Here is a 26066-nt window from a genome sequence, read left to right as displayed (position 1 = left end):
TCAGTCGCGTCGGACCAGCGCCCGGACGGTGACCGCCAGCCCGACCACGCACCACACGAGCAGCACCAGGAGGTCGCGGCCGCTCGCGTCGTAGGACTCGGAGAGCAGGCCGGCCCGGACGAGGTCCCCGGCCGGCTGGACCGGGAGCACGGCGTGCACGTCCTGGAACCACCCGGGCAGGCGCTCCGCGGGGAACGTGATCGGTGAGAAGAGCAGGACGAAGAACACGAGCACCTGGCTGATCACCTGGGCGAGCATCGGTGGGAGCACCACGGCGACCGCGTATCCCACGGCCGTCGCCGTCAGCGCGGTGAGCATCGAGGCCAGGACCAGCACGGGCCAGGCGATCGAGTAGTCGAGGTCGAAGCGCAGCTGCGCGACGACGACGGCGACGGCGACGCCCGGCAGCGCCACGAGCAGCCACACGACCAGGTCGGCCAGGAGGACGAGCACGCGTGGCACCGGCAGCGCCCGCTGGTAGGTGAATGTGCCGTTCGACTTCGCCTGCGCCACGCCCTGCGGCACGATGACGAGCCCGACGGTCAGCAGCAGGACGGTCGGTGCCCCGGTCGAGAGGAACGCCGCGGCACCGCCGTCGACGTCGGGGATCAGCAGACCGAACCCGATGATGATGCCGGCCGCGAGGAGCGCCTGGACGACGACGATGAGCGGCAGCATCGGCCCCATCTGTGCCAAGGTCCAGCGCAGCAGGGTGGTGAGGACGGTCCAGCTGCCGGTGCGCGGCGGGATCTCGGCAGGCCTGCCGGCGGGACGCTCGGTGAGGGCGGTGTCAGACATGGTGGTCCTCCGTGGTGGTCGCGGCGTCGGACGTGAGGGCGAGGTAGGCGTCCTCGAGCGTGACCGGTGCGAGCGAGTAGCCGTCGATCCGGTCCTCGTCGCGCAGCCCGGTCGCCCAGGCCACCGCACGCTCGGCGTCGCTCGCCCGGATCGTCAGCAGGAGCCGACGTCCGACGAGGACCCGCCGCGTGTAGGGGATCGCGGGAGCGGATCCTGTCGGGTCCGCACCGCCCGGGACGAGCGCGAGCTCGAGACGCAGGCTGGAGTCCTCGCTCCCGCGGATCCGTGCCGGCGTCCCGCTCCCGACCACGCGCCCGCGGTCGAGCACGACGAGCTCGTCGACCACCCGCTCGGCCTCGACCACGTTGTGGGTGACGAGCAGGACGCCGACCCCCTGGTCGCCGAACCGCCGGACCGTCTCCCAGAGACGTCGACGGCGGGAGGCGTCGACGTCGTTGGTGGGCTCGTCGAGGATGAGCAGCGGGACCGGCGCGACGGCGGCCATCGCGAAGGCCGTCAGTCGACGCACGCCTCCGGACAGCCCGGTGCCGTCGGTCGCGGTGCGCCGGGTGTACCACTCGTGGAGGTCGAGCTCGTCGGCGAGGGCGTCGGCCGCGGCCCGCGCCTCCCGCGGCGCCATCCCCCGCAGGCGTCCGGCGATCTCGATGGCGGAGCGCGGGCTCAGGCCGTCGAGCGGCGCCTGACCCTGGCCCTGGAGCGCGACGGCGCGGCGGGCCGTCGCGGGTTGCGCGACGGCGTCGACGCCCGCCACGCGGATCGTTCCTGCGTCGGGCCGCAGGAGCCCGACCACCTGGGAGACGAGGGTCGTCTTGCCCGCACCGTTGTGGCCGAGGAGGCCGACGACCTCGCCGGGACGGACGCGCAGGCTGACGGCGTCGTTCGCCACCACCTTCCCGAATCGCCTCGTGAGGTTGTCGAGCTCGAGCACGGCGTCGCTCATGGCTTCCTCCATGGGTCGAACACATTCACATACCGTCAGTATTGCGATACTTACGGTATCTACGTACCGTCGGTACGTCAATTAGGTTGGGCGCATGACGAGCGAGGAAGCGGCGGGCTCCGCGGGACGCAGGACGCGCGCGGCGCAGCAGGAGGCCACGCGGCACAACCTGGTCCTCTCGGCGCTCGCGAACTTCACCGAGGACGGTTACCACGGGGCGAGCCTGGACAAGATCGCCGCCGACGCCGGCTACTCCAAGGGCGCGGTCTACTCGAACTTCGCCGGCAAGGCCGAGCTGTTCCTCGCGGTCATGGACCACAACATCGCCTTCGCCGACGAGGCCGCGTGGGACCCGCTCGAGCACCCCGGCCGGCACGGCCTCGAGGACCCGCCCTCTCCCGCGGACCCGGCAGGCCGGCGCCGACCGGACGAGCCGGCGGCGGCCGAGGCGGTGCGGGCGTTCGGGCTGGCCACCCTGGAGTTCATCGGCGCGACGGCCCGCGACCCCGCGATGCGAGGGGCCATCTCCGAGCGGCTGGACCTCATGGTGACCATCTTCGATCGGTACGTCGCCGACCGGCGCCCGCCGCAGGAGGAGCTCACCACCGAGGAGGTCGCCACGCTGCTCACGGCGCTCGACCAGGGCGCGGCGGTCCTCGATCTCGGTGGTATCAGCATCGATCCCGCGGTCCTGCGCGAGGGACTGTCCCGGCTGATGGATCCGTGGGGATCGGGGACCTCCGACGGAACCGCCCGCGTGCAGCCGCCGCGCTCGCACGACGTCGCCGTCGTCAGCCGCCTCATCGCCGAGGTGCGGGAGGCCGAGGAGCGGCAGCGTGCGCACCGGGAAGGGGACGACGACCCGGGAGGCTCGGGCCGGGACGACGCGTGAGAGCGCCGGCCGACACCGGCCGGAGCCGCCCGGGTCGGCACCGGGCGGTAGCGTGCGCGCCATGACGACACGCGTCGCCCGGGACCGAGCTCGCCGGATCCGGTTCGACGCCCACCTGCTGGGGGGCTCCACGCTGAGCCCCACCGAGGTCGTCGACCGGGCCGTCGCCCTGCAGGGTCAGGACCTGCCCGCCGTGCTCCGGGCGATCGCGATCCGGTCCCGTCCGGGCACCACGCTCGACGACGTGCGGGCCGCGTTCGACGCGGGTGCGATCGTCCGCTCCTGGCCCATGCGCGGGACGCTCTTCGCGACGACGCCGGAGCACCTGGCCACCCTCCTGTCGCTCACGGCCGAACGGATCCAGCGGGCGGACGGTCCCCGCCGGGAGGCGCTCGGCCTCGACGCGCACGTGATGAGCGCGGCGCGGGAGGTCCTCCTCGACGCCCTGGCGGAACGTCCGCACACCCGCGCGGAGGTCCTCGAGATGTGGAACGCCGCGGGGATCGCCACCGAGTCGGGACGCGGGTACCACCTCATCGCCCACCTCGCGATCGACGGACACGCGCACTGGGGCGCGTTCACGGACGACGGTGCGGAGCAGCTGTTCACGCACTCCTCCACCGCTCCCTCCACCGGGAGTGCGGTCACGTCTTCGTCCGCGCTCGACGGGCCCGCCGACCGCGCCGATCCCGACCGAACGCTCGCCCGGATCCTGCGCGGCTACGTGGCGGCCCGCGGACCCGTCACCGCGGCCGACCTCGCCTGGTGGACGAAGCTCCCCAAGACCCACGTCCTGCGGGCAGCCACGCTGGTGGACGATCTCGTCGAGGTCGACGTCGCGGGCGCGACGGCCTGGGTCCTGGCCGAGATGCTCGACGGCGACCGCGACGGCGACGCTCGGACCGCCCGGCCGACGGGCCCCACCGGAGACGTCACGCTCGTCCCCGCGTTCGACGAGTGGCTGCTGGGATACCAGGACCGCTCGCTCGTCGCGAGCCCGGCCATGCTCGACGCCGTGGTCCCCGGCCGCAACGGGGTCTTCCGACCCACGATCCTCGTCGACGGCGTGGTCGTGGGCACGTGGCGGATCCCTGCGTCGCGCGGGTCGCGCCCCGCCGCGCCGGTCGTGGAGCTGGTCGAGCGCGTCCCGGCGCGCACGAGGAAGTCCGTCGACGCTGCGCTCTCCGCCTGGCCCCACCGGTAACCGCAGCGCCCGTCACGACCGGACGTGGGCGGAACGGTCGTGCACACCACCGCGGTCAGGCCCCCGGCGCGCGCAGCACGAGGACGACGGTCTGCTCGTCGTCGGACCATGGATCGTCGTCCGCGTCGTCCGCGTCGTCGGGCGCGAGCCCGGCGCAGGGAGCACGCTCGGGGAGCAGGCCGTGCGAGCGGCCGTGCTCGGCGGCCGGTTCTTCCTGGTCGCGGTGGAGCTCGACGAGAAGCACGCCGCCGGGGCCGAGCCACTGCGCGGCCTGCGTGACGAGTGCTCGCACGTGGTCGAGGCCGTCGGGGCCACCCAGCAGCGCCGCGTGCGGCTCGTGGTCGCGCGCCTCGTGCGGAAGGAGGTCGATCGCGTCGTCGGGGACGTAGGGCGGGACCGCGGCGACGACATCGACCCGGCCGCGCAGAGTCGCCGGGAGGCCCTGCAGGACGTCACCGCGTTGGATACCGGCGTCGGGTCCGAGGTTGGTCCGGGCGTGCTCGAGCGCGACGGGCGAAGAGTCCACGGCATGGATCTCTGCGGACGGCAGAGCCTCCCGTACGGCGCTGGCCACCGGTGCCACCCCGGAGAAGGCCTCGACGATCACGGGTGGACGGGCACAGGCCCGGGTGGACAGGACCTCTCGGGCAGCGTGCAGGGCTGCCGCGACGAGGCGGCGCGTGCGGCGGCGGGGGACGAAGACACCAGGGCCGACCGAGAGTCGCAGACCGCCGAACCGCACGTGGCCGACCACGTGCTCGAGCGGTTCACCGACGAGGCGTCGGGCCAGCATGCGATCGAGCTCTGCCGGGTGCTCCGCGCTGCCCCGCAGGATCTCGGCCTCCTCCTCGGCGAACACGGAGCCGGCGGTGCGCAGCGCGTCGACGACGGCGTCCCTCTCGCCCCGCAGCGCGGTCATCGGTGCATGGTGTCATCCCCGAGGGACAGGCTGGTGAGCGGACCGTCCGGTCACCGGCTGCTCTGCCGGCGGGACGTGGTGGAGCCACGGGGACTCGAACCCCGAACCCCCTGCTTGCAAAGCAGGTGCGCTACCAGTTGCGCCATGGCCCCTCGTGGCCGGTGGAACCGGCCGGCCGACTCGTCGTCGGGCCGTGCGACGAGACTACTCGTCGCGGATGCCGCCGGTCGGAACCGGCGGATGGTGCTCGGTCAGCCCTCGGTCGCCCCGGACTGCGGGTTGGGGCCGGGGCCCTCGGCGGGGTGGGGGTCGTCCGTGACCTCGGCCCAGATGGCCCGCTCCTCGCGGTCCTGCTGCACCTTGATCCAGACGGCGTACCCGGCCACCGCGGCCGCAAGAACGATCAGAACCTTCTTCATGGACGTCCTCCGGTGCCTCGAGCGTGGGTGGGACAGTGGGCCTGAATGGACTCGAACCATCGACCTCTTCCTTATCAGGGAAGCGCTCTAACCGACTGAGCTACAGGCCCGTGCCCGGCTGAGCGGGCTCGACACGCACGGCGCGCCGACGTGCGAGTTTAGCCCACTCCCCGGCCGCTACCCAACTCGTGAGGGACGCGCACGTGGTGAGTTCCCGCACGCTCGGCGACCGGGGGCGTCAGTCGTCTGTGAAGGTGACCGACAGGCCGCCGACCAGCGCCGCCACGAGGTTGTAGAGGAACGCCGCCAGCGCACCGAGCACGGTGAGCAGGAGGACGTCGAGCACCGCGATGATCGCGGCGAGAGACATCACGCGGTCGAACTCGAGCAGCTGCATGAGCTCGAGGAAGCTGGCCGATCCGATCGTGGCCAGGAGCTCCTCGATCTCCGAGAAGACGTACATCTGGTCGAGCACGAACCACACGGTGGCCACGGCGACCACGAGCATGATGCCCGCGGCGATCGACAGCAGGAACGACAGGCGCATCGCCGACCACGGGTCGATCCGGGCCAGCGTGAGACGCGCGGTGCGCGCCCCGGCGAACCGCCCGGCAGGCCGTCCTCCCCCTCCGGAGGCCCGGGCGGCGCCACCACCCGACCGGGCGGACGCCTGGTCCTCGGGCGGAGGTGGTGGAGTGGTGCGGGACCGGCCTCCGTCGCGGGTCGATGCCTCGCTCACGCGTTACCTCCGTCGTCGTCGGCGCCGTCCCCCGGCACCTGCTCGCCAGACGCTACCCGCTCGTCGGCCGCGTCCGGGGACGGTGTGCCGGCGCCGGCGCTCTCGCCCGCGGCCTCCTCGATACGCTCGACCTCCTCGGCGACCTCCCGCTCGGCGTTCTTCGCCACTGCGATGATCCGGTCCCCGTCGTCGACGCGGGCGAACGAGACGCCCTGGGTGTTGCGTCCGGTCAGGCGGACCTCGTCCACCCGGGAGCGCACCACCTTGCCGCCGGCCATGATGACGAGCACCTCGTCCTCGTCGGTGACGGTGAGCGTGGCCACCAGGTCGCCGCGCGCCTCGACGAGGTTGGCCACCTTGATGCCCAGCCCGCCACGGCCCTGGACGCGGTACTCGTCGACCTCGGTGCGCTTGGCGTAGCCGCCCTCGGTGACGACGAAGGCCTGGTCGCCCGGGTGGACGACCTCCATCGACAGCAGGTGGTCGCCGTCGCGGAATTTCATGCCCGTGACTCCGGACGTCGCGCGGCCGGTCGCCCGCAGCGCCTCGTCGGTGGCTGTGAAGCGCAGCGACTGGCCCTTCTTGGACACGAGCAGCACGTCGTCGCCCTCGTTCACCAGGCGCGCGGCGATCACCCGGTCGGGCTCGCCGTCGCCGTCCTCCCGCAGGTTGATGGCGATGAGGCCGCCCTGGCGGGCCGACTCGTAGTCGGACAGTCGGGTCTTCTTCACCAGGCCGCGCTCGGTGGCGAGGACGAGGTAGTCGGCAGCCTGGTAGTCGGCGATGTCGACCACCGACGCGATCGACTCCCCCGGCTGGAACGCCAGCAGGTTGGCGACGTGCTGACCCTTGGAGTCCCGTCCGCCCTCGGGCAGCTCGTAGCCCTTGGCGCGGTAGACCCGCCCGAGCGTGGTGAAGAACAGCTGCCAGTTGTGCGTGGACGTCACCCCGAAGTGCTCGACGACGTCGTCCTCCCGCAGCTGCGCCCCGCGCACGCCCTTGCCGCCGCGTCGCTGTGCCCGGTAGGAGTCGGTGCGGGTGCGCTTGACGTACCCGCCCCGCGTGATCGTCACGACCACGTCCTCCCGGGGGATGAGGTCCTCGACCGTCATCTCGCCGTCGAACGGGAGGATCGTCGTGCGGCGTTCGTCGCCGTAGCGCTCGACCGTGGCCGCCAGCTCCTCGGAGACGATCGTCCGCTGCCGCTCGGGTCGCGCGATGACGTCCTGCAGGTCCTCGATCTTCGCGGCCAGCGCGGCGTGCTCGTCGAGGATCTTCTGGCGCTCGAGGGCTGCGAGCCGGCGCAGCTGGAGGGCGAGGATCGCATCCGCCTGATCGGTGTCGATCTCGAGCAGCTCCATCAGGCCGGTGCGCGCGTCGTCCGCGGTTGGCGAGCGACGGATGAGCGCGATGACCTCGTCGAGCGCGTCGAGCGCCTTGAGGTAGCCGGTGAGGATGTGCATGCGCTTCTGCGCCTCGCCGAGCTCGTACTGCGCGCGACGCCGCACGACCTCCAGCTGGTGGGTCACCCAGTGGCGCACGAACCCGTCGAGGGACAGCGTGCGGGGCACGCCGTCGACGAGGGCGAGCATGTTCGCCGGGAAGTTCGTCTGCAGCTGCGTGTGCTTGTAGAGGTTGTTGAGGACGACCTTCGCGACGGCGTCGCGCTTGAGGACCACGACGAGCCGCGTGCCGGTGCGCGAGGAGGTCTCGTCGCGCACGTCGGCGATGCCGGGGGCGCGGCCGTCGCTGACCGACTCGGCGATCTTCTCCAGCAGCCGGTCGGGGTTGACCTGGTAGGGCAGCTCGGTGGCGACGAGGCACGTGCGGCCGTCGAGCTCCTCGACCTCGACGACGGCACGCTGGACGATCGAGCCGCGGCCCGTGCGGTAGGCCTCCTCGATGCCGCGCGTGCCGAGGATCGTGGCGCCGGTCGGGAAGTCCGGGCCCTTGATGCGCTGCATGAGCTCGCCGAGGAGCTGCTCCTTGGAGGCCTCCGGGTTCTCCAGGTACCACTGGATGCCGGCCGCGACCTCGCGCATGTTGTGCGGCGGGATGCGGGTGGCCATGCCGACGGCGATGCCCTCGGAGCCGTTGACGAGCAGGTTGGGGTACCGGGCCGGCAGGACGACCGGTTCGGAGTCCCGGCCGTCGTAGTTCGCCTGGAAGTCGACGGTGTCCGAGGTGATGTCGCGGACCATCTCCATGGCCAGCGGCGCCATGCGCACCTCGGTGTACCGGTGGGCGGCCGCACCCTGGTCACCGGGCGAGCCGAAGTTCCCCTGGCCGGCGGCGAGCGGGTAGCGCATGGTCCACGACTGGACGAGGCGGACGAGCGTGTCGTAGATGGCGCCGTCACCGTGCGGGTGGAACGTCCCCATGACGTCTCCGACGACGCGCGTGGACTTGCTGAACGCGGACTCGGGACGGTAGCCGCCGTTGTACATGGCGTAGATCACCCGGCGGTGGACCGGCTTGAGGCCGTCGCGCACGTCGGGCAGGGCGCGCCCGACGATGACGCTCATCGCGTAGTCGAGGTACGAGCGCTGCATCTCGTCCTGCAGGTCGACCTGCGTCACGCCGGAATGCTCGGGTGTCTCGCTCACTGGTGTCCTTCGGTCGGCTGGTGTGCCAGAGGGTGGCGGGCCGCGACGGCGGTGCGCGGCCGTGTGCCGGGGCCCGCCCGGTGGTGGGCGGGCCCGCGGCGGTTCAGATGTCGAGGAAGCGGACGTCGTGGGCGTTGCGCTGGATGAACCCGCGGCGCTGCTCCACGTCCTCCCCCATGAGGATCGCGAAGATCTCGTCGGCGGCCGCGGCCTCCCCCAGGGTGATCTGCTTGAGGGTGCGGGTGTCCGGGTTCATCGTGGTCTCCCACAGCTCGGAGTCGTTCATCTCGCCGAGACCCTTGTACCTCTGGATCGGCCCGTCCTTCTCCTTGGGCAGGCGCTTGCCGTTGGCCAGGCCGTCGGCCACCACGGCGTCGCGCTCCTTGTCCGAGTACACGTACTCGTGCGCGGCGTTCGTCCACTTGATGCGGAACAGGGGCGGCTGCGCGAGGTAGATGTGCCCGCCCTCGAGCAGGGGGCGCATGTAGCGGAACACGAGGGTGAGCAGGAGGGTCGCGATGTGCTGGCCGTCGACGTCGGCGTCGGCCATGAGGACGATCTTGTGGTACCGCAGCTTGTCGAGGTCGAACTCCTCGCCGACCCCGACCCCGAACGCGGTGATGAGGTTGCGGATCGTCTCCGAGCCCAGGGCCCGGTCGAGGCGCGCCTTCTCGACGTTGAGGATCTTGCCGCGGATCGGCATGATCGCCTGTATCCTGGGGTCCCGGCCGCCGACCGCGGACCCGCCCGCCGAGTCACCCTCGACGATGAAGATCTCGCACTCGCGCGGGTCCTTGCTCGAGCAGTCCTTCAGCTTGCCCGGCATGGAGGCCGACTCCAGGACCGTCTTGCGGCGGGTGGCCTCCCGCGCCTTGCGCGCGGCGACGCGTGCGGCCGCGGCCGACTGGGCCTTGCGGATGACGTCCCGGCCCTCGTTGGGGTGCTGGTCGAGCCAGTCCGTGACCTGGGAGTACACCTGGGACTGCACGTAGGTGCGGGCCTCGGTGTTGCCGAGCTTGGTCTTCGTCTGCCCCTCGAACTGGGGCTCGCCGAGCTTGATCGAGATGACGGCGGTCAGCCCCTCCCGTACGTCGTCGCCCGTGAGGTTGTCGTCCTTGTCCTTCAGCAGCCCGTGGTCGCGCGCATACTTGTTGACGACCGACGTCATCGCGGACCGGAAGCCCTCCTCGTGGGTACCGCCCTCGGTGGTGTTGATCGTGTTGGCGTAGGTGTGGACGGACTCGCTGTAGCCGCTCGTCCACTGCATCGCGAGCTCGAGGGAGATCCGCTTCTCGCGGTCCTCGGACTCGAAGGCGATGACCTCGGGATGCACGACGTCGACCCGCTTGGCCGAGTTGAGGTGCTTGACGTAGTCGACCAGGCCGTCGTCGTACCGGTACGTGATCGTGCGGAAGCCGGGGACCGGGTCGTCGGCCGTGCCCTCGTCGTCGCCCGTGACCTCGTCCCCGGAGTCGACCGCCTCGGGGCGCTCGTCGGTCAGGGTGAGCTGCAGGCCCTTGTTGAGGAAGGCGTACTGCTGGAGCCGCGAGCGCAGCGTCTCGTAGTCGTGGTCGACGGTCTCGAAGATGTCGGCGTTGGGCCAGTACCTGACGGTGGTCCCGCTGGCGTCGGTCGCCTCGCCCTTCTCGAGCGGGCCGGTCGGCACCCCGTCGACGAACGACATCCGCCAGACGGAACCGTCCCTGCGCACCTCGACCTCGAGCCGGTGGGAGAGCGCGTTGACGACCGAGACGCCGACGCCGTGCAGCCCGCCCGAGACGGCGTACCCGCCGCCGCCGAACTTGCCGCCGGCGTGCAGCACCGTCAGGACGACCTCGACGGCGGGCTTGCCCTCGGTCGGGTGCAGGTCGACCGGGATGCCTCGCCCGTCGTCGACCACCGTCACCGACCCGTCGCCACCCAGGGTGACGGCGATGTTGCCGGCGTGACCGGCCAGGGCCTCGTCCACCGAGTTGTCGACGACCTCGTAGACGAGATGGTGCAGCCCGCGGGGCCCGGTGGAGCCGATGTACATACCCGGTCGCTTGCGGACGGCCTCCAGACCCTCGAGGACCTGGATGTTCTGGGCCCCGTACTGCCCGCCGGAGCCCGTGGCACCGGTGCTCGCGTCCGGTGCGGGGCCGGGCGTCGACGGGGCGCCTGGTGCAGCTGCGTCCGTCCCGTCTAAGGCGTGCTCGGGGGAGGTTGCGCTGCGATCTGCTGCCACGGTCGACGGTTCTCCTCGGCTCTCGGGCGACGACGGGGAGGCTGACCGCCCCCTCGTCGCCACGTGTCCGGCCCCGGGGCGCGATGCCCCGGACTGCGCCGGACGGGTCGTGAGATTCTACCGTGGACAGCCCTTCCCGCCCAATCATCCACAGGCTGTGTCCACAGCCTGTGGGGTGGTGTCACCCACGTGCGATCCGCGGCGTGCTGCCCGACGTCAGCCGTAGGTGTCCCGGGGCCCTCGACCCCCGCGGACGGCGAACCGCCCGTGCTTCCAGCTGGGTCCGCCGGGGCCCAGGACGGTGATCGAGGAGACGGTGCCGGCGCCCGTCTCCTCCTCGATGCGGCGCTCGAGCTGGGGAAGCAGGAGCCGCACCTGGGTCGCCCACGCCGTCGAGGAGGTGCGCAGCACGAGCTCGCCGTCGGCGAAGGTCTCGACGGCGCAGTGGTCGGCGACCTGGTCACCGACGATCTCGCGCCAGCGCGAGACCACCGAGGCCAGGGACAGCTCGCGGCCCCAGCCCCGCCGCCGCACGAGCTGCGCACCGATCCGGCCCAACGGCTGCGGGTCTCGCCTCGACGGCGACGAGCCCGACCCGGCCCAGCCGAGGCCCGGGCCCGGCCGCCACGGCGAGCGGCGCCGTCCGGGGGTCCCGTCCGCGGCGTCGTCCTGGCCCCCTGCGCCGCTGACTGCGCTGCCCCCGGGGACGATGTCCTCCCCGGCGTCGTCGAGCGCGTCCGTGTCCTCCCGGCTCCTGATGTGCCGGGGCGCCGGCGTGGTGCGCAGCCCCTTGTCCCAGGCGGCGGCGCGCGCACGGGCGAGCACCGCGTGGGCGAGCGCGTCCGGCGAGGCGGGCGGGTCGTCGTCGAGCTCGTCGTCGTTCGTCATCGGGCCCCTCGCACGGTCGCGGTCCCGTCCGCGACGTCGATCCGCGTACCCCCCAGCTCCCCCGGCACGTCCTCGTCGACGGCAACCGTGAGCAGCACCTGCTCGGCCTCGGCGACCATGCCGGCGAGGCGGCTGCGCCGGCGCGAGTCGAGCTCGGCGAAGACGTCGTCGAGGACGAGGACCGGGTCTCCCCCACCACTCTCCCGGGCGGCGTCGCGCAGCACCCGCCAGGCGCCGAGCCGCAGCGCGAGGGCGTAGGACCACGACTCGCCGTGGCTGGCATACCCGCGTGCCGGCAACGGGCCCAGGGCCAGCGCGAGGTCGTCCCGGTGCGGACCGACGAGACACACGCCCCGCTCGACCTCCTTCGGGCGGGCCTCCTCCAGCGCGGCGAGCAGCCGGTCGGCGACGGCCGTCCGGTCCGTGAGGCCCTCCTCGACGTCCTCGGCGCCGCGCCGCGCCAGGCGTCCGGCGTCGTCGTCGATCGTCTCGGGTCCCGTGACACCGGCGAGCACGGCGGCGTCCGGCTCCGGCCCGCCCTCGGCGCCGACGAGCGAGTACCGGCCGTCGATGCGGGCCTCGCCCTGTCCACCGGAGACGTCCCCGTAGGCAGCGGCCACGTGCGGTCGCAGGCGCGCGACGAGATCGGCACGAGCCGCGACGATCTCCGCCCCCGCTTCCGCGAGCTGGGCGTCCCACACGTCCAGGGTCGACAGGTCGACGCTCCTCCCCGCGCGCGCCGCGGCGCCGGCCGACTTCAGCAGCGCGACCCGCTGCCGCAGGACGCGCTCGTAGCGCTGGCGCACCTCCGACAGGCGGGGCCGCAGCTGGACGAGGAGGTCGTCGAGGAACCGGCGCCGACCGGACGGGTCGCCGCGCACGAGCTCGAGGTCCTCCGGGGCGAAGACGACGAGGCGCAGGTGCCCGAGCAGGTCGCGCGGCCGGGCGGGGTGACGATCGAGCCGGGCGCGGTTGGCCCGGCCCGCGATGATCTCGACCTCGAGGAGCGTGTCCCGTTCGTCGTCGCGCACCTTGGCACGGACCACGGCGCCGGGCGTCCCGCGGCGCACGAGCGCCGTGTCCGCGGCGACCCGGTGGGAGCTGAACGTGGCCAGGTAGCCCACCGCCTCGACGATGTTCGTCTTGCCCTGGCCGTTCGGGCCGACGAACGCAGTGACACCCGGCTGAAGGGTGAGCACGAGCTCGCGGTAGGAGCGGAAGTCGCTCAGCGCGAGGTCCGTGACCCGCACCTAGCTCGCCGCGGGACCCACCGGGGGCTCACCGGCAGGGTCCTCGGCGGGCCTGGTGGCGTGCGCACCGAACTGGTTGCGCATGGCCGCGACCATCCGCATCGCCGGGGAATCCTCCTGGCGCGAGGTGAACCGGGCGAACAGCGACGCCGAGATCGCCGGGACCGGGACCGCGGCGTCGATGGCCGCGTCGATCGTCCACCGCCCCTCGCCGGAGTCCTCCACGTATCCGCGGATGGCGTCGAGGTCGGGGTCGTCCTCCAGGGCGAGCACCATGAGATCCAGCAGCCAGGAACGCACCACGGTGCCGCGGCGCCAGGCGTTGAGCACCGCACCGGGGTCGTCGACGAGGTCCTCGTGGGCGTGCATGAGCTCGTAGCCCTCGGCGTAGGCCTGCATGAGGCCGTACTCGATGCCGTTGTGCACCATCTTCGTGAAGTGGCCGGCGCCGACCGGTCCGGCGTGCACGAAGCCCTCCTCACGCGGACCCTCGGGGCGCAGCGCCTCGTAGATCGGCATGAGCCGCTCGACGTCCTCCGTCGAGCCGCCCACCATGAGTCCGTAGCCGACGTCCTTGCCCCAGACGCCGCCCGAGACGCCGGTGTCGACGTAGTGGATGCCGCGCTCGGCCAGCCTCGCGGCGTTCGCACGGTCCTCCTCGAAGTGGGAGTTGCCGCCCTCGACGACGAGATCACCCTCGGACAGCACCTCGGACAGCTCGTCGAGGGTCGCCCGCGTCGGGTCGCCCGCGGGGACCATCACCCACACGGCCCGAGGGGCCGGCAGCGCATCGACGAGCGCGGCGAGCGAGTCGACGTCGGACAGCGCCGGGTCCTGGTCGTACCCGATGACGGTGTGCCCCGCCGCGCGGAGCCGCTCGGCCATGTTGCCGCCCATGCGGCCCATGCCGATCATCCCGAGGTGCATGGCTACTCCTTGACCGGCCGGCTGCTCAGCCGGCGAAGCGGATGGGCATCAGCAGGTAGCGGAACTCGCTCGAGTCCTCGCCGTCGGGCTCGTCCTGGCCCGTGAGCGTGGCCGGCTTCGACGGATGCGTGAAGGACAGTCGGGCCAGCGGTCGCGTGAGCGCGCCCAGCCCGTCCAGCAGGTAGACCGGGTTGAACGCCGTGGTGATCGGTTCGCCGACCAGCGTCGCCTCGAGCGCCTCGGACGCCTGCGCGTCGTCGCCCTGACCGGCCTCGAGCACGACCTGTCCCTCGGTGAACGAGAGCCGGATCGGGGTGTTGCGCTCCGCGACGAGGCTCACGCGCTTCGCGGCGGCGATGAGCTCGGCCGCGTCGACCACGGCGTGGGTGGGCGTCTCGTCGGGGAACAGGCGGCGCACGGGCGGGTAGTCACCGTCGACCAGCAGCGAGGTGGTCCGCCTGCCGCCGGCCTCGAACCCGATCAGCGAGCCGGCGCCGGAGGTGTCCAGGTCGACCTCGACCGCACCGGCCGAGGTGAGGGACTTCGCGACGTCGGAGAGCGTGCGGGCCCGCACCAGCGCGACGGCGGAGACGTCGTCGCCGGCCGGGTGCCACGGCAGCTCACGCATCGCGAGCCGGTACCGGTCGGTGGCGAGCAGGGTGATGGAGTCGCCCTCGATCTCGACACGCACGCCGGTCAGCAGCGGCAGCGTCTCGTCGCGGGAGGCGGCGGTGGTCACCTGGGCGACGGCCTGCGCGAGGACGTCGGCGTCGATGGTGCCGGCCTTGTCCGGCATGGCCGGGAGCGCCGGGTACTCCTCGACGGGCATGGAGGTCAGCGTGAAGCGCGAGGCGCCGCAGGTCAGGGTCACCCGGGTGCCGTCGACCTCGACGTCGACCGGCCGCGCGGGAAGGGCGCGGCAGATGTCCGCGAGCAGGCGTCCGACGACCAGCACCGTGCCCGCCGTCTCGACCTCGGCCTCGACGACGGAGCGCGCCGAGATCTCGTAGTCGAACGTCGCAAGCGTCAGCTGGCCGTCGGCGGCCTCGATGCGCACGCCGGCCAGGACGGGGACGGGAGGACGCGCCGGCAGCGAGCGCGCCGTCCAGGACACGGCCTCGGCCAGGACGTCGCGGTCAACCCTGAACTTCACGGTAGATCACTTTCTCTCAAGACTTCCGCGCTCTCCATGGACGGGGTGCGGCGCACGGCACACCTTACGTGCTCGAGCGCGTGCAGCGGTCGGCGGGAGGAGCTCTCCGGGAACGGGACGGTCGTCGTGGGTCGGGCAGGGGCACCTGGGCATGGGCTGATGAACCACAAAGTCCGAGATCTAGGGTTCGTCATCGTCATAGCACCTGTGGATCCTGGGGATTCTCGTCGTCGGGCCAGGTCAGAGGCTTGTCATTCATGTGGATCGTCCTGCGGAGGACGTCGTGGACGAATGACACGGTCCGTGGATGTCATTCGTCCGTCCACGGAGCGCGGTCGGTCGTCCCCAGCTCGTCCACGATCGTGACCGCGGTCGTCCACCGACGAACCACAGACCGGTCCACACCGTCCGTGAGCGCACGACCGAGGCCGAGGTCACCCTTCGCGCGCCCGGTTCTTGATGCGGGCCGTGAGCTCGGAGACCTGGTTGTAGACCTGGCGCTTCTCCGCCATGAGGTCCTTGATCTTGCGGTTCGCGTGCATGACCGTCGTGTGGTCGCGGCCGCCGAACAGCTGCCCGATCTTCGGCAGCGACAGCGGGGTGAGCTCGCGGCAGAGGTACATGGCGATCTGGCGGGCGGTGACCAGGACGCGGGAGCGGTCCGCCGACGTGAGGGCGTCCAGCGAGATCGAGAAGTAGTCCGCCGTCTGCGCCATGATCAGGCTCGGCGTGATCTCCTCGCTCTCCGGGTCCGTGATGATGTCCTTGAGGACCATCTCGGCGAGCGGCCGGTCGACGTGCTGCCGGTTGAGGTTGGCGAAGGCCGTCACCCGGATGAGCGCGCCCTCGAGCTCGCGGATGTTGGTCGAGATGCGCGAGGCGATGTACTCCAGGACCTCCGGCGCGGCGTCGAGCCGGTCGTTCTCGGCCTTCTTGCGAAGGATGGCGATCCGGGTCTCGAGGTCGGGCGGCTGGACGTCGGTGAGCAGACCCCACTCGAAGCGGGACACGAGCCGCTGCTCGAAGCCGCTCAGCTGCTTCGGAGCGACGTCCGAGGTGATGACCACCTGCTTGGAGTCGTTGTGCAGCGTGTTGAACGTGTGGAAGAACTCCTCGACCGTCTGCTCCTTGCCGCCGAGGAACTGGATGTCGTCGATGAGCAGGACGTCGACGTTGCGGTACCGGCGCTGGAACGACTCCGCCTTGTCGTCCCGGATGGAGTTGATGAAGTCGTTGGTGAACTCCTCGGAGTTCACGTACCTCACCCGGATCCCCGGGTAGAGGTTGCGCGCGTAGTGGCCGATCGAGTGCAGGAGGTGGGTCTTGCCCAGGCCCGAGCCGCCGTAGATGAACAGCGGGTTGTAGGCCTTCGCCGGCGACTCCGCGACGGCGGTCGCCGCGGCGTGGGCGAACCGGTTGGACGACCCGGACACGAACGTCTCGAAGGTGAACTTCGGGTTGAGCCGGGAGGCCTGGTCACCGTTGTCCTCGACCGACGACGTGCCGCGGCTCTGCGACGAACGGTCGGGCGCGCTGCGGGCGGGCGTCTCCTCGGGCGCCGGGGCCGTCCCGGTGGACGGCGGGCGAGCAGGGGTCGCCGCGCTCGGTGGGACGGGGAGCTCGGTGACCACGGGGCGTTGCGGCGTCGGCTCGTCGAGCAAGGAGGGGTCGACGGTCACCGCGAACCGCACCTTGCTGCCGTGGACCCGGGACATCGCGGCGACGATCTGCTCGCGCGCCTGCATCTCGAGGTAGTCCTTGGCGAGGTCGGACCCGACGGCGAGCAGCAGCGTGTCGTCGATGATCCCCAGCGCGCGCGCCTGACGGACGAAGGCCAGCTGGGCCGGGCGGATGTCCCCGCTGTCCGAGAGCTGAGAGACCGCGAGCTGCCATGCCTCGGCGATGGATGTCGCCACGCCCACCCCACTCCTTGCGCGCCTGTCGCCCGACCGGTGCCGGGCGGGTCCCTTACTGTGTCACGGAACGGCCACATCCACATACTTGTCCACAGTTGTGCGCATCTGCCCCCGGCCCGGCGGCCGCACTCTCGTGCGGTTCGTGCGCTCCGGCCACCTGCCGCTCGGACGCATCGGTGGATGACGACGTTCCACAGGTCACGCCCGTCCGCCGTTGACCACGATGCGGCGACGCCCGTAACCTGAGGCGTCCACTGCTGTGGACACCACTCATTCCTGGGCCCGTGGTCGGGCCCGTGCGCGCGCCTGTCCCAGGCCTGTGCGCGGGGGTCGGATCCTCCAGGGCCAGTCAGTTTCTCGAGCAACGTCAGGGGTAGAGCCGTGAGCAAGCGGACTTTCCAGCCGAACAACCGCCGCCGGTCGAAGGTGCACGGCTTCCGTCTGCGGATGCGCACCCGCGCGGGCCGCGCCATCCTCTCGGCGCGCCGTTCCAAGGGTCGCGCGAAGCTCTCCGCCTGAGCCGTGCTCCCGGCGCACCACCGGATGCGCCGCGGGCAGGACTTCACCGCGACCGTCCGGAAGGGCGTGCGGGCCGGCACCGACCGGCTCGTCGTCCATAGACGGCCGACCGCCGACGAGGACGCAGTCCTCGTCGGCTTCGTCGTCTCCAAGGGTGTGGGCGGCGCGGTCGTGCGCACCAGGGTCAAGAGGAGGCTGCGCCACCTGATGTCGGAGCGTCTGGCCTCGATCGAGCGCGGCACGCACGTGGTCGTGCGGGCGCTCCCGCGGGCCGCGCAGGCGACCTCCGCGCAGCTCGGCGCCGACCTGGACCGGGCGCTCAGGTCGACCGCACGCAAGCTGGAGCGGCGGCGTCCCCCGGCAGCGTCGCGCGGGTCCGAGTCGTCTGCGCCGCGCGCGTCCGCGGCGCCGTCGCCGGCGACCGATGGATGAGTCCGCCGGGCGGCGGATCGGACCGCTGACCTGGCTGCTGCTCAAGCTGGTGCGGGGTTATCAGCTGGTCGTGTCCCCCTGGTTTCCGCCCACGTGCCGGTACTACCCCTCGTGCTCGGCGTTCGCCGTCGGGGCCCTGCGCACGCACGGAGCGGGCAAAGGACTGCTGCTCGCGGTGTGGCGTGTGCTGCGGTGCAATCCCTGGTCGAAGGGCGGGGTGGACCACGTGCCGGAGCGCGGGGCCTGGGTGGGACGGCGGGTCCCCCTGCCTGATCCGACGGAGCCAGGTCCGACGCAGCCCGGTCCGGCGAGTGCGGGTGAGGAGACTCACCACACCCCGGAGGGTGCCCCCGAGCACCCGATGACGACCGGCACCGCCGGTGCGTCTACCCTCAGGGAGACCGAACGAGGGGCGGGCGACAGCTCGCCGCAGGACCACAGGGAGCAACCGAGCTGATGGGCTTCTTCGACACCATTCTCGCGCCGATCAGGTGGGCGGTTGCCTGGGTGATGGTGCTCATCCACGACGGCGCCGTCGCCATCGGTCTGCCCGAGGGCCCCGGGTGGGCCTGGATCATCTCGATCGTCGGCCTCACGGTCGTGGTCCGCATTCTCATCATCCCGCTGTTCTTCCGGCAGATCCGCGCCTCGCGGGCGATGCAGCTCGTGCAGCCGGAGCTGAAGAAGCTGCAGGACAAGTATAAGAACAAGAAGGACCCGGCGTCGCGGCAGCGCTTCCAGGAGGAGATGCAGGCGCTCTACAAGGACGCCGGCACGTCCCCGTTCGCGTCCTGTCTCCCCCTGCTGCTGCAGATGCCGATCTTCTTCGGCCTGTTCTCGGTGCTCAACTCGCTCGACAACATCGCCGCCGGCACCTCGGACGCGATCGGCCCGCTCACCCAGGAACGCGCGGTCGAGGCCGAGAACTCGCTCCTGTTCGGCGCGCCGATCTCCTCGACGTTCATGCAGACGTTCGGGGACGGCGCCGCGAACCTCGATGCGGACGTCACCGCGGTCCGGATCGTCACGGTCATCCTCATCATCGCGATGTCGCTCTCCACGTTCTTCACGCAGCGCCAGCTGACGATGAAGAACATGCCGCCCGCGGCGATGGAGAGCCCGATGTTCCGGCAGCAGCAGATCCTGCTGTACATCCTCCCCGTCGTCTTCGCCGTCACGGGCGTCAACTTCCCGATCGGTGTCCTCATCTACTGGTTCATCTCGAACCTGTGGTCGATGGGTCAGCAGTTCTACACGATCAAGCGTCAGCCCACGCCGGGGTCCGACGCGCACAAGGCCATGCTCGAGAAGAAGAACGCCAAGCGTGCGAAGAAGGGTCTCCCACCGCTCGAGGAGGAGACGCCGACGCTGCGGCGCAGCCCCACGGCCGGCCAGCGCCAGCCGCAGCCCAAGCGCGGGAGCGAGGCTGCCGGCACGACGGCGGAGACCACCGCGGACTCCGACGAGGACGAGTTCGAGGTCCGCGGCAAGGACGGCCTGACCGCGGCGGAACGCGCACAGAAGCGGTACGAGCGGCGGCAGGCGGAGCGCCGGCTCGCCGCGGAGAAGCGCAGGAAGCGCGAGGGCGGATCCGCCGGCGGGTCCAAGAAGAATTGATATCTCGCGACCGCGAGGGAGTCGCTCCCGCCGCGGACGCACCACCTGGCACGCGCCCGGATCGGGCGTCGGACGAAGGAGCACACCGTGACCAACGACCTCACCACCGAGAACAACGCTGCCGGCACCGTCGCCGACCAGGAGCCCCGGGAGGACGGCGCGGCTCAGGAGCCGCCGAAGCCCGCCGAGGCGGTCGACGCGGCAGGGCGGGACTCGACGTCCGCGGCCGGCGACGGTCAGCACGAGGCCGCACCGTCCGCACGCGTGAGCCGTCTCGAGGAGGAGGGCGACGTCGCAGCCGACTACCTCGAGGAGCTGCTCGACATCGCGGACCTCGACGGGGACATCGACATCGAGGTGGACCACGGCCGCGCGTCCGTGTCGATCGTGTCCGAGGAGGACGGTGACCGGTACCTGTCGCGCCTCGTCGGTGACGACGGCGGTGTCCTCGACGCCGTGCAGGAGCTCACCCGGCTCGCGGTCCAGGCCAAGCTCGGCGAGCGCTCCCGGATCATGGTGGACATCGCCGGCTACCGCGAGGGGCGGCGCGCGACCCTCACGGCCCTGGCCGAGGAGGCGATCGAGAAGGTCCGCGCCAGCAGCGAGGACGTGTCGCTCGACCCGATGAACCCGTTCGAGCGAAAGATCGTGCACGACGCCGTGTCGGCCGCCGGTCTCGTCTCGGACTCCGAGGGCGTCGAGCCGCGCAGGCACGTGGTCATCCGTCCCGCCTGACATGGACCGGCCAGGTGAGGAGAACGGCCGGGAGGCGGGCACAGAGCCGCGCCCGGACCACTCCCCCGTCGGCTCCGCGGAGGAGGTGAGCCGCGGCGTGGAGATGCTCGAGGTGCCCGGCTCAGGCGTCGCCGAGCTCTTCGATCTCGCATGGTCGCCGGCGCAGCACTTCGCCCGGATGCTCGCGGAGGAGGGTGAGCTGCGCGGACTGATCGGCCCCCGCGAGCTCCCCCGCCTGTGGCGCCGGCACATCGTGAACTCGGCGGCGGTGGCGTTCTACGTCCGGGACGAGGACTCGGTGGTCGACGTGGGCTCGGGTGCCGGGTTCCCGGGGATCGTCGTCGCGCTGCTCAGGCCCGGCGCGACGGTGCACCTGGTCGAGCCCATGGAGCGTCGCGTGGACTGGCTCCACGACGTCGTCGACGAGCTCGGCCTGGACAACGTGGACATCCATCGTGCGCGCGCCGACGAGCTCCACGGCGTCCTCAAGGCCTCGGTCGTGACCGCACGGGCGGTCGCCGCTCTGGACAAGCTCGCGCGATGGACGATGCCCCTCGTGACCGGCGGGGGTCGGCTCGTCGCACTCAAGGGTGAACGGGCGAGCGCCGAGGTCGCGAAGGCCAACAAGGTCCTGCGCAAGCTGGGCGCCACGAGCACCACTGTGGAGACGGTGGTGCCGGTTCCCGGTGGCGAGACGGCCACCCTGGTGCTGGTCAACAAGCGTTGAGTTAGGTTCGTCCCCCGCCGTCGTCGAAGGGCGAGCGACCGGGCTGCTCCTCTACCCTGCGCGCCGCTCCGGCGCCCGTGGGCGTCGTCCGCGGGCGGGTTGTGCGGTGGTCGCTGCGACCGAGGACCTCGACGTGAGTGTGGTGGCGGTCGATCGTCGCTCGCGCGGTCGAGGACAGCACCGGTGGCTCGGTTGTTTCCGGGTTCGGTGCCGGGACGCACAGCAGGTGAGCGGCCCGGTGACGTGCGGATCTCCCGCGGGAGGCGTTGATCGAGGACTCCCTATAGATGCATAAGCATCAAAACTGTCGTTCGCGCTCTCTCGTGAAGGCTGAGTGGCTTCGCGATCTAGCCATCCCGTAGATCCCCCGTGGTCGAGGCCGGTGGCCGGGCGCGGTGGCTGGTCGTTGGTGGCCGGTGGGCCTGAAGAGCGGCGATGGACGGCGGCCGGTCGCGTGGGCTGCCGGTCGGGCGTCGGCTCCTGGACGCCAGCGCCTGGACGGCACGTTGCCGGGTATCCGGCGGCTTCGGGCTTCGCCTGGACCGACAGTTCTGGGCCGCTGTGCCCGTCGAGTCGTCGGCGCTACTCGAGCTCGGTGCAGATGATGATCATCGCGGAACGGCCGCGGGGTTGAGGGGCAGGATCGTTGGGGCGTGAGAAGGCCTCCGCGATGGGATCGCTCGAGGTGGTGACTTCCCTGCAAATACCTGCACCAGTCGCTCGCATTGGCGTCGTTGAGCCTGCGGTCCGTTGTTTCACGTGGAACCTCTGAGTGCCGGATGTCCCTGTGAAGGTGTCGGTCTGGGAAGCGTTCCAGCGCGGTGATGCATGTGGCGCCTACCGGGTGTTGCTTCCGTTGGCTGTCCTCTTGGCCATCCATGGAGGCGCAGGGATAGATCACGTCCGATCCCCGCTGGTGCCGAGAGTGTCAGGTGGATGGAAGCTGAGCGTGCACGGGCGCTTCGAGAAGGACCTGCGTTTCACGTGGAACCGTGTACTCGTCGAGGTGTCATGTGCGTGACGGCCCGGAGTGCGTTCGCGTTCCCGTGGCCATAGCGGACTGAGGAGCTTCCGACACCACGCTGCACGGGCCCGCATACATGAAGCGGTGACGACGCCGAGCACGTTTCACGTGCAACCGACAACAGCCGCGCATGCGGGAGTCCAACATTCGTGAGGACCAAGACGTGCAGAGTCCGTCTCATGCAGGTGCGGCGACAGTGTGAACGGCACATCGCTTCCCGTGAGCAATACAGGTGGACGTGTCACGGGCTCGCACCCGAGGTTCCACGTGAAACAACATGGCCGCACCGACCGCGGACATACCCCATGAGCAACGACGGCCGGCCCACGGTGATTCTGACATCGCCCGCCCCAGTCCCACGCGCACAAGGAGGGAGCTGTGCCGTTGCGCGCGCTCCGCGGAGCAAGCGGACGGCTAGGAAAGCGCAACGGATCGTGCGACGAGCGAAAAGTGCTCTGTCAGGTGTGAGGTGGGTGCCCATATAGGTGTTGAACCACGCGGCCCGAGTCCCAGCGGCGGTGCCACTACTGCCATCGACATCTCCGTCCCGGCCTACAACGCGTGCGGGAAGGCGGGAAACGCCGCATGTCACAGAACATCTCGTTCCACGTGAAACCTGGAGAGCGACGAGCTGGCGGGACAGGTCGGTCGGCCAGCGTTGAACACCTGCCAGGAGCGCGCGGACGGGGACCCGCACCGGTCATGCTCGGCTTAGACTCGCTCCGACGTATTTCCCACGAGCTGGAGACCCGACGCATGGGCGATCGCACGACAGACAAGGCCGCCGAGGTCGCTGACCACAGTTCCGCGGTGCCGGAGGACGATCAGGACGACGCGCTGTCCCACACGGCGTTCGACGACGACGAGACGACGCCGCTCGCTCAGGAACTGGCAGAGCAAGCCGCGCGCCGCCGGAGACTGTTCGGCAAAGACATGCCCAAGCCCACACAAATGCGGACTATAACCGTCGCTAATCAGAAGGGCGGAGTCGGGAAGACCACAAGCGCCGTCAACCTCGCCGCAGCGCTGTCCGAGGGGGGGCTGCGAGTACTTCTGGTGGACAACGACCCGCAGGGCAACGCCTCCACGGCGCTCGGCGCGGAACATGCACCGGGTACACAGTCGTTGTACGACGTCCTCATGGGGGATCTGACGATCGCGGACGTCGTCGTTCCTGCCGAGCTGTTGCCGGGTGTGGAGGTGGTGCCGTCGACCATCGACCTCTCGGGGGCGGAGATCGAGCTGGTCTCCGAGGAGAACCGCGAGAGGCGATTGGCGGACGCCTTGGCGGAGTATGTTCGTCACCGCGAAACTGCAGGTCAGGAGCCCGTTGACTACATTTTGGTCGACTGCCCACCGAGCCTCGGCCTGCTGACGATCAACGCGTTCGTCGCGGCTCGGGAGGTCCTCATCCCCATCCAGTGCGAGTACTACGCGCTGGAGGGCCTCACCCAGCTCGTGCGCAGCATCGGTCTGATCACCGAGCACCTCAACCCCGAGCTCGTGGTCTCGACGATCCTGCTGACGATGTACGACAAGCGCACGAACCTCTCGCGCGAGGTGGCGCACGAGGTGCGTACCCACTTCCCGGACCAGGTCCTGAAGACGGCGGTGCCACGGTCCGTGCGGATCTCTGAGGCTCCGAGCTTCGGCCAGACGATCATCACGTACGACCCGACGTCGTCGGGGGCGCTCACCTACCGTGAGGCTGCGCTCGAGATCGCTGTGCGTGGCGCAGCACCGAAGGAGTAGGACATGGCGGAGAAGCGGCGTGGTCTTGGTCGGGGGATCGGTGCGTTGATCCCGAGCGGACCACCGGCAGGTGCCCGGAGTGCTCGTCCGGCGGATATCTTCTTCGACAGTTCATCGAACGAGTCCGATCGAAGGAAGACGCAGGTCACGACCTCGCCTGAGACTGAAGTGGACGGTTCGGCACCTGTTGCGGAAGCCGGTGCGGTTGAGCAGACACAGGGTGGAAGCACCAGACCTGCCGGTGCGGTACAGGGGGACGCCGCGTCCGATGCGACCTCGACCACGGCCGGTGTCGACAGCGCGGGAGCTTCAGCCGTGACGCCCGACGCCGAGGGACACGAAGGTTCGTGGAACCAGGCGCCCACCACCGGTGACGAGGATCCTCCGGAGGTGCCGGCCGCCCACGACGGTGGACTTCGCCCGGTGCCCGGCGCGACCTACGCCGAGGTTCCCGTCGCCTCGATCGTCCCCAACTCGCGGCAGCCACGGCAGGTGTTCGACGAGGAGGACCTCGACGAGCTGTCGGCCTCCATCCGCGAGCTCGGGGTCCTGCAGCCGGTCGTCGTCCGGCCGATCCCCGAGTCCGACCCTCGGCGCAGCGACACCGTCCGGTACGAGCTGGTCATGGGAGAGCGCCGGCTCCGGGCCTCGATCCAGGCGGACCTCACGGAGATCCCGGCCGTCGTCCGGTCCACGGACGACACGGACCTTCTGCGTGACGCGCTCCTGGAGAACCTGCACCGCGCACAGCTCAATCCGCTCGAGGAGGCGGCCGCCTACCAGCAGCTGCTCGACGACTTCGGCGGCACCCACGACGAGCTCGCACGCCGCATCGCGCGCTCCCGCCCGCAGATCTCCAACACGCTGCGGCTGCTCAAGCTCCCGGCGCTGGTGCAGCGCCGTGTGGCGGCGGGCGTGCTGTCCGCCGGGCACGCGCGGGCCCTGCTCGGCCTCGAGGACGGCGCGGCGATGGAGCGCCTCGCCCAGCGGATCGTCGCCGAGGGCCTGTCGGTGCGCGCGACCGAGGAGGCCGTGACCATGGGGGAGGGCGCGGCCCGTCCCGAGCTGCGTCGCCGGCGTGCGCCCTCCGCGCACTCCGAGCAGCTCGACAGGCTGGCCGACCGGCTGTCGGACCGGTTCGACACGCGGGTCAAGGTGGTGATGGGGCAGCGCAAGGGGCGCATCACGGTGGACTTCGCCTCCGTGGAGGACCTCGACCGCATCCTCACGAGTCTCGTGCCGGGCGAGCAGATCAACGCGGACTGACGCGCTGCCCCCTGCCCACCGGGGCGGTACTACGCCTCCGGCCCGCGTTCGACGGCGCGGCGGGCGAGGGCGAGGTAGAGCTCCTCGGGGGTGGTCGGCCCCTGCGCCGCCGCCTGCGGGAACAGGGACGTCTCGGTGAGCCCGGGGGCCACGTTGATGTCGATGACCCAGGGGCGGCCGTCGCCGTCGACGATCATGTCGACCCGCGACAGGTCGCGCAGCCCCAGGGCCGTGTGCACGGTGGTGGCGGTGCGGGCGACCTCGGCCGCGACGTCGGCGGAGAGCCGCGCGGGGGTGAAGAACTCGGCACGTCCCGGGTTGTACCGGGCGTCGAAGTCGTACGGCCCGTCGGAGGTGGCGATCTCCACCGGCGGGAGCGCGATGGGCCCGTCCCCGAGGTCGACGACCGAGACGGCGACCTCCGTCCCGTCCACGGCGCGCTCGATGAGCGCCTCCGGTCCGTAGGCGAAGCAGGCCACCATCGCGCCCGGGAGCTGGGCGCGATCCTCCACGAGGGTGACACCCAGGGCGGAGCCGCCGTCGACGGGCTTGACGACGAGCGGCAGGCCGAGCCGGTGGACCACGTCGTCGAGGACGCGGCGGGGGCCCACCTCGCGGAAGAGGGACTGGGGGAGCGCGACGTAGGACGGCGTGGCGACGCCGGCGGCGCCGACGACGGCCTTGGACACGGGCTTGTCCGAGGCGAGGCGCGCGCCGGCCGAGGGGGAGCCGACGAACGGCAGGCCGAGCAGCACGAGCAGGTCCTGCAGGGAGCCGTCCTCGCCCTCGGCGCCGTGGACCACCGGCCACACGACGTCGGGCTCGAGCCGGCCGAGCCGGTCGATGAGCGAGGCGTCGAGGTCGAGGATCTCGACCGTGGCGCCGGCCGAGCGCAGCGCCCCGCCCACGCGACGCCCGGAACGGATCGAGACGTCGCGCTCGTGGGTGAGGCCTCCGCTCACCACGGCGACGGTGAGGTCCTCCCTGCCGGAGGTGCGGGGCGATTCTCCGGCGGCCGCGTCGTCCATCTGCTGCTCCTCGTCGTCATGTGGTCACTGGGACCGGCATCGGTGTCGGGTGGTGGGTGCCCGGGCT

At 71.2% G+C, this 26066-nt stretch carries 23 protein-coding genes and 2 tRNA genes; 10 read left to right on the top strand and 15 right to left on the bottom strand.

Annotated features, from left to right (window positions below; genetic code table 11):
* Window positions 1–798 carry an ABC transporter permease gene (locus tag AC24HA_RS01565; protein WP_425707242.1) on the bottom strand — a complete coding sequence of 266 codons (798 nt, stop codon included), beginning with the start codon at window positions 796–798 and terminating at the stop codon, window positions 1–3.
* On the bottom strand, window positions 791–1759 hold the full coding sequence (locus tag AC24HA_RS01560; RefSeq protein WP_425707243.1) for an ABC transporter ATP-binding protein: 969 nt from the start codon (window positions 1757–1759) through the stop codon (window positions 791–793). The genes AC24HA_RS01565 and AC24HA_RS01560 overlap by 8 nt, the downstream gene beginning before the upstream one ends.
* A 94-nt stretch (window positions 1760–1853) precedes the next feature.
* Between AC24HA_RS01560 and AC24HA_RS01555 the strand changes: the two genes are divergently transcribed.
* Together AC24HA_RS01555 and AC24HA_RS01550 are read left to right on the top strand one after the other, a co-directional pair.
* Complete coding sequence (locus AC24HA_RS01555) at window positions 1854–2651, top strand: TetR/AcrR family transcriptional regulator (protein ID WP_425707244.1); 798 nt, start codon at window positions 1854–1856, stop codon at window positions 2649–2651.
* 61 nt (window positions 2652–2712) lie between these two features.
* On the top strand, window positions 2713–3855 hold the full coding sequence (locus AC24HA_RS01550) for a winged helix DNA-binding domain-containing protein (RefSeq protein ID WP_425707245.1): 1143 nt from the start codon (window positions 2713–2715) through the stop codon (window positions 3853–3855).
* Between the two features lie 55 nt (window positions 3856–3910).
* Here AC24HA_RS01550 and AC24HA_RS01545 read toward each other — a convergent pair whose 3' ends face one another.
* The 12 genes from AC24HA_RS01545 to dnaA form a co-directional block, all read right to left on the bottom strand.
* Window positions 3911–4774, bottom strand: a complete 864-nt coding sequence (locus AC24HA_RS01545; RefSeq protein WP_425707246.1) for a class I SAM-dependent methyltransferase — start codon at window positions 4772–4774, stop codon at window positions 3911–3913.
* A gap of 76 nt (window positions 4775–4850) precedes the next feature.
* A tRNA-Ala gene (locus AC24HA_RS01540) sits at window positions 4851–4926 on the bottom strand.
* A gap of 99 nt (window positions 4927–5025) precedes the next feature.
* Window positions 5026–5193 (bottom strand): DLW-39 family protein, encoded by a 168-nt coding sequence (locus AC24HA_RS01535; RefSeq protein WP_425707247.1) that lies wholly within the window; start codon window positions 5191–5193, stop codon window positions 5026–5028.
* Window positions 5194–5229: 36 nt separating this feature from the next.
* Window positions 5230–5303 (bottom strand) — tRNA-Ile (locus tag AC24HA_RS01530).
* A gap of 128 nt (window positions 5304–5431) precedes the next feature.
* A complete protein-coding gene (locus AC24HA_RS01525; RefSeq protein WP_425707248.1) occupies window positions 5432–5932 on the bottom strand; it encodes a DUF3566 domain-containing protein in 501 nt (166 codons plus the stop codon).
* Entirely contained in the window at window positions 5929–8484 is a 2556-nt protein-coding gene (gene gyrA, locus AC24HA_RS01520; protein WP_425707621.1) for a DNA gyrase subunit A, read from the bottom strand. Before gyrA ends, AC24HA_RS01525 begins: the two co-directional genes overlap by 4 nt.
* 157 nt (window positions 8485–8641) lie before the next feature.
* The gene (gyrB, locus tag AC24HA_RS01515) at window positions 8642–10765 is read right to left on the bottom strand and encodes a DNA topoisomerase (ATP-hydrolyzing) subunit B (RefSeq protein WP_425707249.1); all 2124 of its coding nucleotides are present in this window, start codon (window positions 10763–10765) and stop codon (window positions 8642–8644) included.
* 216 nt (window positions 10766–10981) lie between these two features.
* Window positions 10982–11653 carry a DciA family protein gene (locus AC24HA_RS01510; protein WP_425707250.1) on the bottom strand — a complete coding sequence of 224 codons (672 nt, stop codon included), beginning with the start codon at window positions 11651–11653 and terminating at the stop codon, window positions 10982–10984.
* Window positions 11650–12903 carry a DNA replication/repair protein RecF gene (gene recF, locus AC24HA_RS01505; RefSeq protein ID WP_425707251.1) on the bottom strand — a complete coding sequence of 418 codons (1254 nt, stop codon included), beginning with the start codon at window positions 12901–12903 and terminating at the stop codon, window positions 11650–11652. The genes AC24HA_RS01510 and recF overlap by 4 nt, the downstream gene beginning before the upstream one ends.
* Window positions 12904–13830 carry a phosphogluconate dehydrogenase (NAD(+)-dependent, decarboxylating) gene (gnd, locus tag AC24HA_RS01500; protein WP_425707252.1) on the bottom strand — a complete coding sequence of 309 codons (927 nt, stop codon included), beginning with the start codon at window positions 13828–13830 and terminating at the stop codon, window positions 12904–12906.
* 25 nt (window positions 13831–13855) lie between these two features.
* Entirely contained in the window at window positions 13856–14983 is a 1128-nt protein-coding gene (gene dnaN / locus AC24HA_RS01495; protein ID WP_425707253.1) for a DNA polymerase III subunit beta, read from the bottom strand.
* A gap of 434 nt (window positions 14984–15417) precedes the next feature.
* Window positions 15418–16899: a chromosomal replication initiator protein DnaA gene (gene dnaA, locus AC24HA_RS01490; protein WP_425707254.1), complete on the bottom strand. Its 1482-nt coding sequence runs from the start codon at window positions 16897–16899 to the stop codon at window positions 15418–15420.
* Window positions 16900–17280: 381 nt separating this feature from the next.
* On the opposite strand from dnaA, the gene rpmH reads away from it, so the two are divergent.
* From rpmH to AC24HA_RS01450, 8 genes are all read left to right on the top strand, one after another.
* Window positions 17281–17418, top strand: coding sequence for a 50S ribosomal protein L34 (rpmH, locus tag AC24HA_RS01485; RefSeq protein ID WP_425707255.1), 138 nt, complete (start codon window positions 17281–17283; stop codon window positions 17416–17418).
* 24 nt (window positions 17419–17442) lie between these two features.
* Window positions 17443–17850 (top strand): ribonuclease P protein component, encoded by a 408-nt coding sequence (rnpA, locus tag AC24HA_RS01480; protein WP_487563567.1) that lies wholly within the window; start codon window positions 17443–17445, stop codon window positions 17848–17850.
* 25 nt (window positions 17851–17875) lie between these two features.
* A complete protein-coding gene (gene yidD / locus AC24HA_RS01475; RefSeq protein WP_463648060.1) occupies window positions 17876–18307 on the top strand; it encodes a membrane protein insertion efficiency factor YidD in 432 nt (143 codons plus the stop codon).
* Window positions 18307–19467 carry a membrane protein insertase YidC gene (yidC, locus tag AC24HA_RS01470; RefSeq protein WP_425707258.1) on the top strand — a complete coding sequence of 387 codons (1161 nt, stop codon included), beginning with the start codon at window positions 18307–18309 and terminating at the stop codon, window positions 19465–19467. The genes yidD and yidC overlap by 1 nt, the downstream gene beginning before the upstream one ends.
* A 264-nt stretch (window positions 19468–19731) precedes the next feature.
* The gene (locus AC24HA_RS01465) at window positions 19732–20202 is read left to right on the top strand and encodes a Jag family protein (protein WP_425707622.1); all 471 of its coding nucleotides are present in this window, start codon (window positions 19732–19734) and stop codon (window positions 20200–20202) included.
* A gap of 103 nt (window positions 20203–20305) precedes the next feature.
* Window positions 20306–20929, top strand: a complete 624-nt coding sequence (gene rsmG / locus AC24HA_RS01460) for a 16S rRNA (guanine(527)-N(7))-methyltransferase RsmG (RefSeq protein ID WP_487563600.1) — start codon at window positions 20306–20308, stop codon at window positions 20927–20929.
* 1780 nt (window positions 20930–22709) lie between these two features.
* Complete coding sequence (locus AC24HA_RS01455) at window positions 22710–23705, top strand: ParA family protein (protein ID WP_425707260.1); 996 nt, start codon at window positions 22710–22712, stop codon at window positions 23703–23705.
* Window positions 23706–24020: 315 nt separating this feature from the next.
* Window positions 24021–24971 (top strand): ParB/RepB/Spo0J family partition protein, encoded by a 951-nt coding sequence (locus AC24HA_RS01450; protein ID WP_425707261.1) that lies wholly within the window; start codon window positions 24021–24023, stop codon window positions 24969–24971.
* 29 nt (window positions 24972–25000) lie between these two features.
* Here AC24HA_RS01450 and AC24HA_RS01445 read toward each other — a convergent pair whose 3' ends face one another.
* Window positions 25001–25999 carry a D-alanine--D-alanine ligase family protein gene (locus AC24HA_RS01445; RefSeq protein WP_425707262.1) on the bottom strand — a complete coding sequence of 333 codons (999 nt, stop codon included), beginning with the start codon at window positions 25997–25999 and terminating at the stop codon, window positions 25001–25003.
* Between the last annotated feature and the right edge of the window lie 67 nt (window positions 26000–26066).

This window comes from Georgenia sp. Z1491 (assembly GCF_057652395.1).
The sequence above is the reverse complement of the archived record's forward strand: the minus strand, read 5'-3'. Positions and strand labels throughout refer to the sequence as shown.